Below are 15,818 nucleotides of genomic sequence, written 5' to 3' on the forward strand. Positions count from 1 at the left end.
CCTGGTCTGCTTCCGTGCTCTTGCGAGGTTGTTGTGCGGTGACGGAAAGCATCGCGGCTGAAGCCGCTCCTACGATGATTGTGGGGTGCGTTGCTCTCGCAGGAGGTCCTTTCAGGGGCGATGCTTTTTGTCCGGTGGGAAGTCGCGTTGTCTTGGCGGAAAGCATCGCGGCTTGAGCCGCTCCTATGACGGGCGTGGGGTACGCGACTCTCGACGGAAATCCGTACAGGCACCACAGCGTTGGACGCGTCCGTGGCGAGGACTCGAGTGTCCGGACAACCGTTGTCGAAGGTGTCCTGATGCAGCGGGCACGCTTTCACGATTCATAGCCCCAGCGCTTCATGGCGGGCTCCAGTGCTGGCAGGACCGGCTCGAGATACTCGCGATAGCGCTGCCAGCGCCCGACGGCCTTCTTGTTCAGGGGCTCGACAACCTGCGCATAGCTCGGCGTGCTGATGAACCCCTTGGCGCGGGCATGCTCCTGGAACTTCTCGAGCGCCTTCGCATCCGACAACTCCAGATGTTCGGCGATGCGCCGGGTCTGGGCGACCACATCTTCGAGCAGGTCTTCGTAGCGCAGTTCGAGCACGGCGGGCTTGAACAATGCGACGTGACGTACCCAGAAATCCATGGCGTTGGCATACCCCCTGGAAAGCCTGTCGAGCGTGGAACAGAGCACCTGAAATGCAGGGGCGCGGAAGCTCTGCATGTAGTTGCTCAAGATGACATCGCAGGGGTGACGCAGGGCGAGCACGATGCGCGCATTCGGGAAAATGCGGTGGATCATCGGCAAGCGCAGGATGTTCAGCGGATTCTTGTCGACCAGACGCTCGCCGGGCTTGAGGTCGACCACGTTGCGCACGCAATTCCAATAGGTCTTGCGCAGAGTCTCCAGATCCTCGGCTTCAAGCTTGTCGAGATCTTCCGGATACTGGCGCTCACCCGATTCCTGCATCCTGGCGATCACATCCTGCAGGAAGGCGCGTTCATCCATTGAGCGCAGTCCGGGATGCGCATCGAGCATCTGCTCGAGCAAGGTCGTGCCCGAGCGCGGAAAGCCGACAATGAAAATCGGCGAATCCTGTGCGGATGGAGCGCTCGGATCGACGATCCAGCGTTCGTGCGCGTCCTTGTTGACCGGGTAGCTGGTAATGCTGAGCGGATTCGAATCGGCAGCCATCAATTCGGGGACCAATTTGGCCGCCTGCGCCATCTGGATGTCATGGGCCGTGGTCAGAGCCTCCATGGCTCCGGCAACATCCTTCATCGAATCGCAGGCCTTGGCGAGGGCAAACCACGCTGGTGCCTTGGTCGCTTTCTTGCCGGCGCTTTCGAGCATGCTCCGGTAAAGCGTCACGGCTTCCTGATGTTTTCCGCCGCGCTGGGCCAGAGCCGCTCGCAGGCCGAGCTCTTCCTCTCGATCCTCGGGTCCGAGCTGCGCGTCAGCCAGCAATGCTTCGGCTTCCTCGATCCGGTTTACACGCTCAAGTTGACTTGCGAGGCGAAGGCGAGCGACCCCTGAGGCTTCGGGATGCGCCATCAAGTTGCGCAACCTCTGTTCGGCGTCATCCGTGCGTTCGACCTGCATCAGGGCCGTGGCCAGATCCGGCTCGAAGACGTGGCCCAGGTACGGCCAATCTTCGCTGCCCTGAAGGAGCTGCTTCGCGGTTTCGGTATCCGCACATTCATGGGCCGCCAGCGCGCCGTAGATGCGTGCTTCGGGCAACCCCTGATCCAGCTGGAACGCAGCCTGCATCAATTGGCGCGTCTCGACGGCGTCTCCCTGTTGCCAGCGAAGGGTACCGAGACTGGCCAGAGCAGGTGGATCATAGGGATTGATCGACAGACCTTGCCGATACTTTTCTTCGGCACCGGCCAGATCACCCGTTTCGCGCAGGCTGGTGCCCAGGTTGTGGTAGTGCGAGGTCTCTTCAGGTTCAACCTCGGTCAGCTTTCGATAAATGTCTGCCGCCTCCTGAAAGCGGGACAGCATGCTGAGCGAAATGGCGAGCAGGACCAGACCCTGCGAATCCGATGGATCCTGATCTGTGCGTGCCCGGGCCGCACGTTCGGCCGCAGCGGCATCCCCCGCCTGGAGCAGGCCGACAATGTCAGCATTGGAGGGTTTGGGTGTCGGTTCGCTCATGGTGTCGTTCTGCTTCCGATAGTGGTGATGAAGAAGTCTTTCTGGAGCATCAACGCGTTCAAGCGCGATGCCTCGCCGGACGCCCTGCGCGACTTTGGCTCGAATAAATCGGCTTACGGTAACACGCCCGCCCGATACGCCAAATGCGGCCTGTTGTCGTATTGGCAAGGTCAAGAGCCGTTGCGCCCGCTCCCTACGCATTCTGCGGCGACGATCGCGGGCCGCACGAAACCCGTGCACGAACCGCTCTGCCTGACTTGACACAATTTGCGCAAAAAAAAACCGCGCGGCTTGTGGCCGCGCGGCTAGTTTTAAAGCAGTCGTTCTATGGGATCAGAACTTGACGGTTGCACGTGCCCAGTAGTAGCGGCCAACGGTGTCAAAGGTACGGACATCGGTGTTCGCATTGGTCACGTTGTTCTGGAAGTAGATCGGCGGCTGCTTGTCGAACGCATTGTCGATACCGATCTGGAACTGCGTGTTGATCGCTTCGGCGGTGTAGCCGAAGTTGAAGTTGTGGTACGTGTATGCACCGTAGCTGCACTCGACACCGACGAAGCCACCATCGCACGACAGACCCTGCGACAGATCAGCACTACCGACGCGGGTGTTGCCGATGAAGCGCATGTGCCAGCCAGCCTCGAACGGACCCATGGACCAGTCGATCGTGCCGAGGGCACGTACGCGCGGGAAGTTGCCGAACTGCGCGGTGTAGACACCGGCATTCGAGATGCGCGGAGCGCTCGCATCACCCGGAACCGGCGTGTTGTCGAACTCGTCGATGTAGGTGCCCTGGAAGCCGAGGTTGAAGCGACCGATCTGGCGACCGAACGCGTCAAATTCCGGCACGCGGTAGTTGATGCCAAGGTCATAGCCCGAGGTATCCAGACGGCCGAGATTCACGACCGGCTCGAGGACCGTATTGATATCGCCATTGGCGAAGCGGCTGATGAACGGGCAGAAGGCGCTGGTGGCATCGTTGTAGCAGATGTTCAGCACGTTCTGGGCATTGATGACCGTGATCGTGTCATTCAGGTAGATGCGGTAGTAGTCGAGGCTGATCGACAGGCCTTCGGCCCAGCTCGGATCATAGACCACGCCGAAGTCGAAGCTCTTGCCTGCTTCGGGCTTCAGCGAGAAGCCTGCTGCCACTGCACCGGAGATGACGCCGTTGATCTGGCCGTTCAGCTGCGGCGGAATGCCGGTAACCGGATCGATGGCGGTTGCGCCCGTCGACGGTCCGCAGGCTCCAATACCCTGCTGCTGACCCGGCAGGTAGCCCACGCAGGGATCCTGTGCCGTCGGAGCATCGCTCTGGTTGCCGGCAAACAGTTCGCTGATGTTCGGTGCACGGAAGACTTCGGAGACCGTACCGCGGAACAACAGATCCTCGATCGGGCGCCATTCCACTGCGATCTTCGAGTTGGTCGTATTGCCAGCGAGGTTGAACTTCGAGTAGCGGGCACCGAGGGTGACGTTCAGGGAGTAGGCGAACGGTATGTCACTCAGGATCGGCACGAATGCCTCAGCGTAGAGTTCCTTGGTTTCCAGGTTACCCGACAGCTCGGTGGTGCACGCCGTGCCGAGATCGCACGTGTTGGTGACCGGGTTGAAGATGATCGTCGAGTCGGCCTTGTTGCGCTGGTAGTCCTTGCGCCACAGGGCACCGACGGCGAGGCTGACCGCGCCGGCCGGCAGGTTGAAGAGCTCGCCGTTGGCATTGGCCGTGTACTCACGCGAGATCTGCAGCGTGTTCTGGAACGGGTTGGAACCCGCTGCGCGCAGCTGTGCGGTCGATTCCGGCGAATCCTGCTCGAAGATATTGAGCGGGACGCAACCCGCGATTGCCGTGCTTGCATCACCCGGAGTCGTTACGCAGGTCGGCACGCCGTTAACGAGCATGGACGGGCCGAGCGCAGAAGCCAGCTGGGTGAAGTTCAGGTAACCGGTGGTGTAGGAATCCTGGCTCAGGTGGCCATAGTTCGCATTGACATCCCAACGCCACGAGGTATCACCGAAGTTGCCACGCAGGCCGCCGATGAACTGCGAAGCCTGGGTGTCGAACTGGTTGATACGCTGGCCGACACCGGTCAGGCGCTCAAGTACGTTCAAGCCCGTGCCGAAGCCAAGGTCCGTCTGGAACGGATTGTAGATGCTGTCCACGGAGATGGTCACGCCATTGCCGATCGCATCGAACGGATACGGAGCAATCAGCGAGGACGAGGTCGTGCGGTTCGCGAAGGTCTTGAGGTAGGCCTCGACGTTGTCGGTCAACTTGTAGTTGGCCAGCGCGAACAGGTTGGTGCGCTCCTGCGGAACGAGGATCACGTTCAGCGGCTGGTAGTTGTAGAAGTCGACCGGACCTTCGGCCGGATTGGTGATGAAGCAGCGATAGTCGTCGAGCGAGCTGCCGGTCGTGCCATTGATGCGGATGACGCTGTTGCTTGAGCAACCGAACTGCGGGCGAAGAGCGGTCGGCAGGATGATGCGGCCGTTCGGTGCACGGCTGGAACCGCCGGCGAACGAGCTGCCGTAGTACAGGTACAGCGCTTCGTTCGAGAAGGCACGCTTGCCTGCCGAGACGGCGTCTGTCTTGTTGTAGTTGATACCGGCAACGACGCTGCCGCGATCGGTGGTCTGACCGAAGGTGAAGGAAGCGCCCTGGCGCTCGCCGTCATCGCGGTCGGAGATGCCGTATTCAGCGGTGAACTCGGCGCCCTGGTAATCCTTGCGCATGATGAAGTTCACAACGCCGGCGATGGCGTCGGAGCCGTAGGTCGACGATGCGCCGTTGAGCAGGACTTCAATGCGCTCGATCACGTTGGCCGGGATCGCGTTGATGTCGTTCCTCTGGATGCGCTGACCGTCGATCAGGATCAGGGTGCGGTTGCTGCCGAGACCGCGCAGCGAGACCGTAGCGGCACCGGTACCACCACCGTTGTTGACCTGCGGGTTGGTCGCGTTACCAGCGATCGACGGCAGTTCCTGGACGAGGTCACCGACGGTGAGCTTGCCGCTCTTCTGGATCGCCTGACGATCGATCGTGATGATCGGGTTTGCCGTTTCGATGTCGACGCGGCGGATGTTAGATCCGGTCACGACGATCGTGTCGAGCCTTTCGCTCGCAGCTTCGTCCTGAGCGAAGACTGCGCCGGAGCTCAATCCGACTACTGCTGTCGTGCCTGCATACAATGCAAGGCGAACAGCTTTCAAAAGCTCGTTGTTCGTTAATCTCATTACGCTCTCCAACGTTTTTAGAGTGGTGTCACTGGTGACGCGGATTCGGGACATGTCGCAGATCGGGAATTTTTGGAAATCCTTTCCCTGCTACCAAATAGCCGGAGACGGCCCTTTGGGACCGGCGGCAGTAGCAGGATACTAACAACATTCTCACGTTATGGGAATCCCTGACGAAAGACTTAACATCAATGGCCCGATCAAGATATTTCACTTTTGAATCAATGGGTTGCGTTAAATACGAGGGAAGGCGTATTTCTTTCGTCGAATCAGGCATGCCAGCGGCGGCGGCAGTCGGCACCGCTATCGGGGGGGTGTCGCCGCAAGCATGGATGCCGGGACGCGGACCCGGATGAAACGCTACTCCGTTTCATTCGAACAACCGCTGCGCGGCAAATGCCGGATCGGTCCACGTTTCCGGAATGATCGAGAGACGCGGAAAGCGCGCTTCGAGCCTCTTGATTGAAGGCCGGAGGCCGGGCATCGACTGCACGGATCGAGGAGGGTGTGGAACTTCGGAGAAGAGCCAGGCGGTCGGATGGACCGAAGCCGGAGGCGGATTCAGAGATCCTGGCGATACTGCACGTAGGGCATGCGTGCCTGGGCCGCATCCGATTCGCGCGACGTTGCGGGATCGAGCGGGGCCGACCAGAGGTTTTGGGCACCCACGGTCACTTCACCCCGCCACGGCGTGCGCCATGACACGCCAAGATCGAGGCCGCTCCAGCGGCGGTTTCCTTCGAAACCGGGATCTTCGAAACTGCTGATGCGCCCGACAATGCTTCCACGCAGCGAGCCGCTGCTGATGCCGAGACCCAACGAAGCCTGGTTCAAATCCAGCCCGGCTCCCGGGAGGCCATACCAGACCGGCGACAGTTCCGCCTGGCTCAATGCCGCAGTCAGATCGATGATCGGCCCCTGGCTCATGCTCCAGGAACCGCGTGCGCTGAGCGTGCGGCCCGAACTCAGTCGGTAGCCGTCGATGCCGGGCAATTCGAGCAAGGCAAGATCGATCGGATCGCGCACGACCTGCTGCGCAAGCACGGGCAATGGCGAATCGCCCCCATCCAGCCACGACAATCCAAACGAGAAATCCAGGCCAAGATCTGCGGAAGACGACCAGCCCAGACCGAGGCCTGCGGTTCGGAGTCCGGAGTTGCTGGCGGACCTGTTCTCTTCGAAGCAGGCCATGGTCAGGCACTCCAGCGCGTCACCCGCGCCGTAGGACAGGGGCATTCCTCCCTGCCATCCGACGAACATGTCTGCGCGCAGGCCATCCGAGAGACGCATGCGCAAGCCGGCCGAGAAAAGATCGGTCGCATCGACAATGCGCAAGTCGGAGACGCCCCCGAATGCGGGTGAAGGAGGCAGGGTCGGCGCACCGACACCGCGCGACAAACCCACGATGGCCAGCAGGCGGCCGTCGGGACTTGCCCACAGGGGCACCACCTGGCCACCCGCCCCTGCCATGCCCGGATTCACTTCCACCGACAGCAGCCGGTCGAACAGGGGGCGTTGTGCATCAGCCAGGGTTGCAGGCGCAACTCTCTGTGCTGCCGCGGAAAGCGGCAGCAGTAGAGTCAGCAGCAAGGTGGCAGTACGCAACAACATGGACGTTTCCGCTGGTTGAACCCTGATGACCCTTCCGGGGGCTGGAAGTTCCCCGAAATGCCTTGCCCGCTCGCCAGTAGGCGCACGCCGGACGTTAGTCGAAAGGATACTCCGTTTTACGAAAAATCAACAGCCAATCGACCTCAGATTGGGTCAGCAAGCGATTGAATTTGTGTGAATTGACGCAAATTGACAGGAATTGCGCGAAGCGGGTGGACGTCGGATTGTCGTGCCGGGTGGCCGACGGCCAGCCCGAACCCGCCAGCGACCTCGCTCGGACGCAGCCCGAGATCCGCTTGCCGGGCCGCGACCACACGCCCGAGGCTTCGTGGGACCGGGCCCTGCCCGGGAGTAAGTGCCCGGCCCTTGCCGGTCCGACGGGCCAGCCAGCGCGGCCATTCCGCCCGAAAGGAAGGCTCAGACCCGTCGGCAAGGCCTCCCTAGTGCCGCGATTGCGGTCCGGGCGCCATCGGGTGCGCGGCGAACAGGGCAGCGATATCCACTTCGTCGAGCTGGTAGTCGCGGTTGCAGAATTCACAGGTAATCTGCATTTTTCCGTTTTCCGACAGGGCTGCGTTGACCTCTTCGGGGCCCAGGGAACGCAACATGCCTGCGACCCGCTCGGGTGAGCAGCTGCACTTGAACGAAAGCGCCCGCGGCGGCTGCAGCACGACCTCTTCTTCGTGAAAAAGGCGCAACAACAGCGTTTCAACAGGAAGATCCAGCAACTCGCGCTCGGTCAGGGTCGCCAGCAGGTGGCCTACCCGGTTCCAGGCATCCGGATCCGCCGTTGCCAGGGTGCCGCCTTCGACAGCCACATGCTGCAGCATGATTCCGGCACACCGGCCGCCCGAAGCGGCCAGCACGATCTTGCTCGGCAGCTGTTCGGATCGTTCGAAGTAGCCCTCGAATGCGCCACTCAGCTCGGGTGATTCGACCGGCACAAGCCCCTGATAGCGCGTGTCCGACTTGCGGTTCTCGATCGTGATGGCCAGTTGCGCGCGCGTATCGAGGAGATCGATGCCGGCAGAGTCCGAGCTCTCGTCCTGACGTGCGATTCCGCGCAGATGCCCGTCGTGCGTGCATTCGGCGAAGAGCAGACGCAGCTTGCCGGCCTGGCGCAAGTGTATGGACAGGGCACCCTCGAATTTCAGCGCGCCGGCAAACAGCGCGCTGGCTGCGACGGATTCGCCAAGCAACTGCATGACGGGCTGCGGATAATCTGCGTGCTCGCAGATTTCAGCCCAGGCCGACTCCAGTCGCACCACGCTGCCGCGCACGCCCGCGCGTCCGAGCCGAAAAGGAAACAGCGCATCATTCAATTCCTGCATCGCACTCTCCGATCATTCGACGTGCCGACATGTGGCCCGGACCTTGAACTTGCAAGCAGGATCGGATGCGCCGGCATCCTTCGAGCCGATCGCGGTGCTGCCGCCGACGGGATGGCACAATCCGCTCATGCACGCGACAAAATCCCGATTCCGACGCCTACTGCGCTGGCTGGCCCTGGCCCTCGTCATCTGGGTGCTCGCCTGCATCCTGCTGGTTCTCGTGTTCCGCTTCGTGCCTCCTCCCACTTCGGCGTTCATGATCGAGCGGCGCATCCAGGCCATTGGGGAAGAACAGGCAGGTTTCCGACTGCGCTATCAGTGGGCGCCGTTGAGCGAGATCTCGGACAACCTGCCGATTGCGCTGGTGGCCGCCGAAGATCAGAAATTTCCCGAGCATCACGGCTTCGATGTCGACGCCATCCAGGACGCGCTGGCGGACGCCGAAGGAGGCGCGCGCTTGCGCGGTGCGAGCACGATCAGCCAGCAGGTCGCCAAGAACCTGTTCCTCTGGAATGGCCGCAGCTATCTGCGCAAGGGACTGGAAGCCTGGTTCACGATCCTGATCGAGGCTCTTTGGCCCAAACAGCGGATTCTGGAGGTTTACATGAACATCGCCGAATTCGGTGACGGCACCTATGGCGCTGCTGCCGCAAGTGAGCATTATTTTCAGATCGACCCGTCCCGGCTGACGCCGCGACAATCGGCTCTGCTTGCAGCCGTTTTGCCGAACCCGCGCAAATTCCGTGTCGACAAGCCTTCAGCGCACGTGCAGCGGCGGGCGGCCTGGATCGAGAGGCAGGTTCGTCAATTGGGTGGTTCCGGCTATCTGGTTCCGTGAGCCACCGGTCGCAATTCGGGCCAACTGACGGTTCGGCTACGCAGTCGGACCCGGACAGCGGTAAACTGAAGCACCCCGCAAACACCCGTGGGGCCCCGGAACCAATCGGAGGAAATCATGCTGCAAGTCAAGCATTTGCTCGAAGACAAGGGCCGCGAGATTTTCTCGATTTCACCTGACGCACCGGTACTTGATGCCATCAAGGCCATGGCCGAGCGTACTGTGGGTGCATTACTGGTCATCCAGGGCGAAAGCCTGGTCGGACTGGTTTCGGAACGCGACTACGCCCGCAATGTCGTGCTCAAGGGACGCTCGTCGGCCACTACCTCGGTGCTCGAAATCATGGACAGGGATATCCATTCGGTCGGGCTCGACGACAGCGTCGATCTTTGCATGCGCCTGTGCACCAACAAGCGCGTTCGCTATCTGCCCGTCATCGACAAGGACAAGGTCGTCGGCGTGGTCTCCCTAGGCGATCTGGTCAAGGCCGTCATCAGCGAGCAGAGCGAACAGATCGAACAGCTGCAGCGCTATATCGCGGGCTGATCGCGCTGGCGGCTGCCGCGTGAAGATACGTTGGACCCGCTTGTTGGTCCCGGGATCATGTCCGCGGGTTTCCACGAGCCTGTTGACGGATCGCAGCATCGCCACCAGCCGTTCGTCCCGAGCCTGTAAAAGGACTGCTTCGGCACGCGCAAGGATGAATCCGGATTGCTGATCGCTTGAGGCGCATTCCGATCAAGGTTCCCCTCGACGCGCACGGGACAGCCTCGGCTTGCCGGCAACGGAAGTCAGCTGGCCCCTTTCCGGATCGGCAATGCTTGCTCCTGTCCTACTTCGGTGCGTCAGGCTGATTCTCGGGCCGCGCCGCATCAAACGCAGGCAAGCCCAGACAATATTCCTCGATCCGCACAATGGTCGGGTACGGCGTCAGATCGAGCTCGAATCGGCGCGCGTTGTAGACCTGGGGAACGAGGCAGAGGTCGGCCAATGTCGGCGCATCGCCGTCACTGCACAGCCCGGTCGACGAATTGTCATTGAGCATGGCTTCGAGGGCGCGAAATCCCTCGCTGATCCAGTGCCGCGTCCAGCGGTCACGCTCGACGGCTGGCGTACTGAAGTCCCACTCCAGAAATTGCATCACGCGCAGGTTGTTGAGCGGATGGATATCGCAGGCGACGGTCTGGGCCAGCGCGCGGACACGCGCTCGTTCGCGCGCGGTCGACGGCAACAGGGCAAAGGTTTCCGGATAGGCTTCATCCAGATACTCGATGATGGCCATGGATTGGCGAAAGACCCGTTCGCCGTCGAGCAGGGTCGGGACCGTCCCTTGCGGGTTGAGATCGCGATAGGCCCTGGTGTGCTGTTCGCCACCCAGATTCACGAGATGCACCGGAATGGTTTCGTACGCGAGCTGCTTGAGGTTCAAGGCGATGCGCACGCGATAGGCAGCACTCGACCGCCAGTAGCTGTACAGCTTGATTGACTCCGTCATGCGCCCTCCTCGCCCAAGGACTGGAATCGACGAATGCCCCCCATGGTCATTCGCAGGGAACTGCAGCTCCGGTCAGGCTGGAGAGTATTTCTCCACGACCTGATCGATGGCGCCGAAAATCGAGCGCCCTGCAGCATCAGTGACGTCGATTCTGACCCGATCACCGAATTTCAGGAACGAGGTGACCGGTTTTCCGTCGCGCAAGGTTTCCACCGTACGCTGTTCGGCGAGACACGACGCCCCTTTTGAAGTGTCCTCGTTGGCAATCGTACCTGATCCGACGATGGTCCCGGCACTCAGGGGCCTGGATTTCGCAACATGGGCGATCAGATCGGCAAAACTGAATTGCATGTCGACGCCGGTTTCCGCTTCGCCGAACCACTGTCCGTTGATCCAGGTACGCATCGGCAGATGTAGCTTGGACTCCTTCCAGGTATCGCCCAGTTCGTCCGGGGTGACGAAGACCGGCGACAGTGCGGAGCGCGGCTTGGATTGCAGGAAACCGAAACCCTTGGCCAGTTCGCCCGGAATCAGACCGCGCAGGGAAACATCATTGACCAGACCGACGAGCTGGATATGCCCGGCGGCCTTTTCCGGAGATACGCCCATGTCGACGTCATCGGTGACCACGACAACTTCGGCCTCCAGATCGATACCCCAGTCCTCACTGGCGACCAGGATCGGATCACGCGGGGCGAGAAAGCCGGCACTGGTGGCCTGATACATCAACGGATCGGTATAGAAGCTTTCGGGAACCTCCGCTCCGCGCGCCCGGCGAACGCGCTCGACATGGGGCAGATAGGCGCTTCCGTCCACGAATTCGTAGGCGCGCGGCAGTGGCGAGGCCAGCTTGTCGACGTCGAGGTCAAAGGCTTCTGCCGCCTTGCCGGCCTGCAAGTCTTCGAACAGGGCATTCAGGCGCGGCGCGGCACTGCTCCAGTCTTCCAGGGCAAGCTGCAGAGTGGCTGCGATGCCGGTTGCACGCACACCTCGTGTCAGTTCGCGGTTGACAACGATCAGCGTGCCGTCACGGCCGCCTTCCTTGAGACTGGCAAGTTTCATGCGAATGATTTTCCTGTTTTAGCGATTGCCTGGATCGAAATGCTTGCGCAAACCCTGCCAGCATTCGAAGTAGTCGCCTTGAAGCTGCGATGACTCGAGTGCCTGGCGTGTTGGATGAATCACCGCCCGCGTTTCGAACATGAAGGCCATCGTATCGACGATGTGGTCCGGTTGCGAGGTATCCGATGCACTGGCCTTCTCGAAACTCGCGGCATCCGGCCCGTGGCCTGACATGCAATTGTGCAGGCTGCTGCCGCCCGGTTCGAAACCGCCAGCCTTGGCGTCATAGGCGCCGTGGATCAGGCCCATGTATTCGCTGGCGATATTGCGATGGAACCAGGGCGGGCGGAACGTATCCTCGGCACAGAGCCAGCGCGGCGGAAAGATGGCGAAATCGATGTTGGCCGTGCCGGGAGTATCGCTGGCCGAGGTCAGCACCGTGAAGATCGACGGATCGGGATGGTCGTAGCTGATCGAGCCCACCGTGTTGAAGCGACGCAGGTCGTAGCGATACGGCACGTGATTGCCGTGCCATGCCACGACATCAAGCGGCGAATGTCCGATTGCAGCCGACCAGAGGTGTCCCTGGAACTTGGCCACGAGCTGGAAATCCCCTTCCAGGTCTTCGAAGGCCGCAAGCGGCGATTCGAAATCGCGCGCGTTGGCCAGCCCGTTCGAGCCGATCGGACCGAGCTCCGGCAATCGCATGGCGCTACCGAAGTTTTCGGCCGCATAGCCAAGCGAGTCGCCATCGGGCAGATCCACGCGAAAACGGATGCCGCGCGGAATCACCGCGATTTGCTGAGGCTCGACTTCGAGCACGCCCATTTCGGTAGCCAGCAGCAGACGACCCCGCTGCGGCAGCAGAATCATTTCCGCATCGGCGTTGTAGAAATAGCGGCCCTGCATCGAGCGATTCGCTGCATAGACATGGATTCCGATACCGGCCTGCGCAGCAGCACTGCCGTTGCCTGCCATCGTGAACAGGCCATCGATGAAATCGGTCGGGGTGTCAGGCACGCGCGGCGGATCCCAGCGCAACTGGTTCGGCGATGTCGGCGTTTCGCCAAAGGCATTGTGGAAGCGCCCGCTCTCGACTTGCCGGAACGGCTTGTGCATCGAGGCTGGTCGAATCCGATACAGCCAGCTGCGCTGGTTGTGCGAGCGCGGCGCGGTGAATGCCGTACCCGAAATCTGTTCGGCATAGAGGCCGTAAGCCACGCGCTGGGGCGAATTGCGGCCTACAGGCAATGCCCCGGGCAATGCCTCGCTGGCGAATTCGTTGCCGAAGCCGGATTGGTATTTTCGGGCCGTTGCTTCATTCATTTCTTTGGCTCCAAAGCCCCTCTCCCCTCGGGGGAGGGGTTGGGGTGGGGGTACGATTTCTCGACAGCGTTCCGGATCGCCTCAAGCACAGCATCGGTTTGGCTCAGGACTTCACTGTCCCAAAAGCGCAGAATTCTCCAGCCACTCCGAGCGAGATATCGCGTCCGTGCTTCATCGACTCTCTGGTTGTGCTGGGAGCCATCCAGTTCAATGATCAATCTTCTTTCAATACAGCAGAAATCAGCAATGTACGGGGGTATTGGGTGTTGCCGTCTGAACTTGACCCCCTCAAGCTGCCTCGCTCGAATTCGCGACCACAGCTTTCGTTCTGCATCGGTCAGCTCGCTGCGCAGATTTCTCGAATTTCGCAACGTATTTGTCGGCAACGGCGGTTTTATTCCTTTGAGTTCCATTTCCCGACCCTGGGCGTCCTTCATTACTTGAATTCGCGAGGGCCGCGCAGTTCATTTGCCGCAGTGAATGGAGATCCTGGCTAGCATCGCACCCTCACCCCAGCCCTCTCCCGGGGGGAGAGGGAGCTTGAGCCTAAAGCACGCCGCGCTTCATCTGGTCACGTTCGATCGATTCGAACAGGGCCTGGAAATTGCCCTCGCCGAAGCCGGGATTGCCCTTGCGCTGGATGATCTCGAAGAAGATCGGGCCAATGCAGTTCTTGGTGAAGATCTGCAGCAGCAACTTCTTCTTGGTCTCGGCATCGGCATCGATCAGGATGCGGTTCTTCCACATGCGTGCCACGTCTTCACCGTGATGCGGAATGCGCTCATCGATCAGTTCGTAGTAGGTATTCGGCGTATCAAGGAATTCGATGCCTTCGGCGCGCATCGCCTCGATGGTGCTGTAGATGTCATCGGTGAAGCAGGCGATGTGCTGGATGCCTTCGCCGCGGTACTCGTCGAGGTATTCGTTGATCTGCGACTTCTCGTCCGAAGACTCGTTCAGCGGAATGCGCACCATGCCATCGGGTGCCGTCATCGCCTTGGACACCAGGCCGGTCTTCGCACCCTTGATGTCGAAGTAGCGGATCTCGCGGAAGTTGAACAGGCGCTCGTAGTAGTCCGACCACTTCTGCATGTTGCCGAAGTAGAGATTGTGGGTCAGATGATCTATGAAGGTCAGACCGAATCCGACGGGATTCGGGTCGGCACCCTCAATGGGTTCGAAGTCGGCGGCGTAGATGTCGCCGGCGTCGCCGTACTTGTCGACCAGGTAGAGCATGCAGTCGCCAATACCCTTGACCACCGGCGCATTGACCGCCTTGCTGGCCACCTTGTGGTCGATGGCTTCGCCACCGTTGGCGATGACGCGGCTGCAGACCTCGTCCGCCGGCATGCTGACGCGAATCGCGAAACCGCAGGCACAGGGGCCATGCGCCTTGGCGAAATCCGCTGCGAACGAATCAGGGTCCTCGTTGATCAGGAAATTGACCGTCCCCTGACGATAAACCGTGATGGGCCGCTTCCTGTGGCGCAGCACGGCGGTGAAACCCATGTGCTTGAAGTAGGCGTGCAGCTTGGCGGGCTCCGGCGAGGCGAACTCGACGAACTCGAAGCCGTCGATGCCCATCGGGTTCTCGAACGTCGTAACCTGCATTCCCGTATTGCCTGATTCGAGCTGGGCGTTCATGACGAATTCCTCGTGTTCTGCGCGGGTTGTACATCGAACCCCATATTTTAGTTACAATTGAAACCAACTGCAAGAGGTCCTGTGCAATGCCTGGTCATGCCCTGCTCGAACTCGAGACATTTCTGCCCTACCGGCTGTCGGTGCTGTCGAACACCCTGAGCCAGGCGATCGCACGCGTCTACGAGAAGCGATTCAACCTCTCGGTGACGGAATGGCGGGCGATGGCGGTGCTCGGACACTGCAGCGACATTTCGGCGCGCGAGGTGGCCGAACGCACGGCGATGGACAAGGTGGCAGTCAGCCGCGCCGTGGCGCGCCTGCTGGCCAAGGGCCACATCGAGCGCAGCACGGCCAGCCACGACAAGCGTCAGTCCGTGCTGCGCCTGTCCGACGAGGGCTGGAAAATCTACGATCAGGTTGCGCCACTCGCGCTGGAACACGAGCAGCGCCTGCTCGCGCACCTGGACGAAGAAGAGCGTCAATGGCTGACGCGTATCCTCGAGACGCTGTGGCAGGCTGAGCTGGTTGAATCGAAACGTTGAGGGTTCGGCATTGGCGTGATGCGCCGATGCCCGGGAAACGCTGATTGTCTGCCCGTTGCAGGAGGGGCGTCGGTGCGATGCTTTCTTTTGCGATAAATGCAAGGAGCATCGCGGCTGACGCCCCTCCTACAGAAGCGCCCGCAGCCGACGTCGATTTGCACACCAAGCAGAAGCATCGCGCATGAATGCGCTCCTACACCGTTGCAGTCATGGCCCCCGCATCAAGGCGGTCGTGGCCTTCGAATCAACGACAGGCATCGCCTTCGCATCAACGGCGGGCATCGCCTCGATGCTTCTCGTAGGAACAGGCTTTAGCCGTGATGCTTTTGGGCACATCCGCCAAGAGCATCGCGCATGAATGCTGCTCCTGCGCACAGCAGCGACCGTGAAAGCCATTCGATTGCGGTGGTGCTGCATTGGCTTCCGTAGGAGGGGCGTCAGCCGCGATGCTCCTTTTCGCGAGCGCCTGAAAGCAGCATCGCGGCTGACGCCGCTCCTGCAACAACGCGTGACGCCAACGCTGTTTCACAAAAGCTTGTAGTGCCTTGAAATGAAAAGTCCGCAGCCGTTGGCAGGCTGCGAACCC

The 15,818-nt window shown here is 61.0% G+C and carries 13 protein-coding genes; 4 read left to right on the forward strand and 9 right to left on the reverse strand.

Translation table 11 applies throughout. The features are described from left to right. Positions 1 to 316 precede the first annotated feature (316 nt). Complete coding sequence (locus R3F00_RS03900) at positions 317 to 2,146, reverse strand: sulfotransferase (RefSeq protein ID WP_371280405.1); 1,830 nt, start codon at positions 2,144 to 2,146, stop codon at positions 317 to 319. Positions 2,147 to 2,173: 27 nt separating this feature from the next. Between R3F00_RS03900 and R3F00_RS03905 the strand changes: the two genes are divergently transcribed. Continuing rightward, on the forward strand, positions 2,174 to 2,407 hold the full coding sequence (locus R3F00_RS03905) for a hypothetical protein (protein ID WP_371280406.1): 234 nt from the start codon (positions 2,174 to 2,176) through the stop codon (positions 2,405 to 2,407). Between the two features lie 72 nt (positions 2,408 to 2,479). On the opposite strand, the gene R3F00_RS03910 is transcribed toward R3F00_RS03905, so the two are convergent. The 3 genes from R3F00_RS03910 to R3F00_RS03920 all read right to left on the reverse strand — a co-directional run bounded on the left by R3F00_RS03910 (position 2,480) and on the right by R3F00_RS03920 (position 8,325). After that, complete coding sequence (locus R3F00_RS03910) at positions 2,480 to 5,308, reverse strand: TonB-dependent receptor plug domain-containing protein (protein WP_371280407.1); 2,829 nt, start codon at positions 5,306 to 5,308, stop codon at positions 2,480 to 2,482. Between the two features lie 636 nt (positions 5,309 to 5,944). Next, a complete protein-coding gene (locus R3F00_RS03915; RefSeq protein WP_371280408.1) occupies positions 5,945 to 6,994 on the reverse strand; it encodes a hypothetical protein in 1,050 nt (349 codons plus the stop codon). Positions 6,995 to 7,434: 440 nt separating this feature from the next. After that, positions 7,435 to 8,325, reverse strand: a complete 891-nt coding sequence (locus R3F00_RS03920; RefSeq protein ID WP_371280409.1) for an Hsp33 family molecular chaperone HslO — start codon at positions 8,323 to 8,325, stop codon at positions 7,435 to 7,437. Positions 8,326 to 8,452: 127 nt separating this feature from the next. Between R3F00_RS03920 and mtgA the strand changes: the two genes are divergently transcribed. Beyond that, positions 8,453 to 9,163, forward strand: coding sequence for a monofunctional biosynthetic peptidoglycan transglycosylase (gene mtgA / locus R3F00_RS03925; RefSeq protein WP_371280541.1), 711 nt, complete (start codon positions 8,453 to 8,455; stop codon positions 9,161 to 9,163). A gap of 117 nt (positions 9,164 to 9,280) precedes the next feature. Further along, positions 9,281 to 9,709 carry a CBS domain-containing protein gene (locus tag R3F00_RS03930; protein ID WP_371280410.1) on the forward strand — a complete coding sequence of 143 codons (429 nt, stop codon included), beginning with the start codon at positions 9,281 to 9,283 and terminating at the stop codon, positions 9,707 to 9,709. Between the two features lie 286 nt (positions 9,710 to 9,995). On the opposite strand, the gene maiA is transcribed toward R3F00_RS03930, so the two are convergent. From maiA to hppD, 5 genes are all read right to left on the reverse strand, one after another. Further along, on the reverse strand, positions 9,996 to 10,658 hold the full coding sequence (gene maiA, locus R3F00_RS03935) for a maleylacetoacetate isomerase (protein WP_371280411.1): 663 nt from the start codon (positions 10,656 to 10,658) through the stop codon (positions 9,996 to 9,998). Positions 10,659 to 10,730: 72 nt separating this feature from the next. Beyond that, on the reverse strand, positions 10,731 to 11,720 hold the full coding sequence (locus R3F00_RS03940) for a fumarylacetoacetate hydrolase family protein (protein WP_371280412.1): 990 nt from the start codon (positions 11,718 to 11,720) through the stop codon (positions 10,731 to 10,733). Between the two features lie 18 nt (positions 11,721 to 11,738). After that, the gene (hmgA, locus tag R3F00_RS03945) at positions 11,739 to 13,046 is read right to left on the reverse strand and encodes a homogentisate 1,2-dioxygenase (RefSeq protein WP_371280413.1); all 1,308 of its coding nucleotides are present in this window, start codon (positions 13,044 to 13,046) and stop codon (positions 11,739 to 11,741) included. Next, positions 13,043 to 13,483, reverse strand: coding sequence for an endonuclease domain-containing protein (locus tag R3F00_RS03950; RefSeq protein WP_371280414.1), 441 nt, complete (start codon positions 13,481 to 13,483; stop codon positions 13,043 to 13,045). The genes hmgA and R3F00_RS03950 overlap by 4 nt, the downstream gene beginning before the upstream one ends. Positions 13,484 to 13,592: 109 nt before the next feature. Beyond that, the gene (hppD, locus tag R3F00_RS03955) at positions 13,593 to 14,690 is read right to left on the reverse strand and encodes a 4-hydroxyphenylpyruvate dioxygenase (RefSeq protein ID WP_371280415.1); all 1,098 of its coding nucleotides are present in this window, start codon (positions 14,688 to 14,690) and stop codon (positions 13,593 to 13,595) included. A gap of 86 nt (positions 14,691 to 14,776) precedes the next feature. On the opposite strand from hppD, the gene R3F00_RS03960 reads away from it, so the two are divergent. Continuing rightward, entirely contained in the window at positions 14,777 to 15,232 is a 456-nt protein-coding gene (locus R3F00_RS03960; RefSeq protein ID WP_371280416.1) for a MarR family winged helix-turn-helix transcriptional regulator, read from the forward strand. Positions 15,233 to 15,818 lie beyond the last annotated feature (586 nt).

This window comes from Dokdonella sp. (genome assembly GCF_041395345.1).
Lineage (GTDB): Bacteria > Pseudomonadota > Gammaproteobacteria > Xanthomonadales > Rhodanobacteraceae > Dokdonella.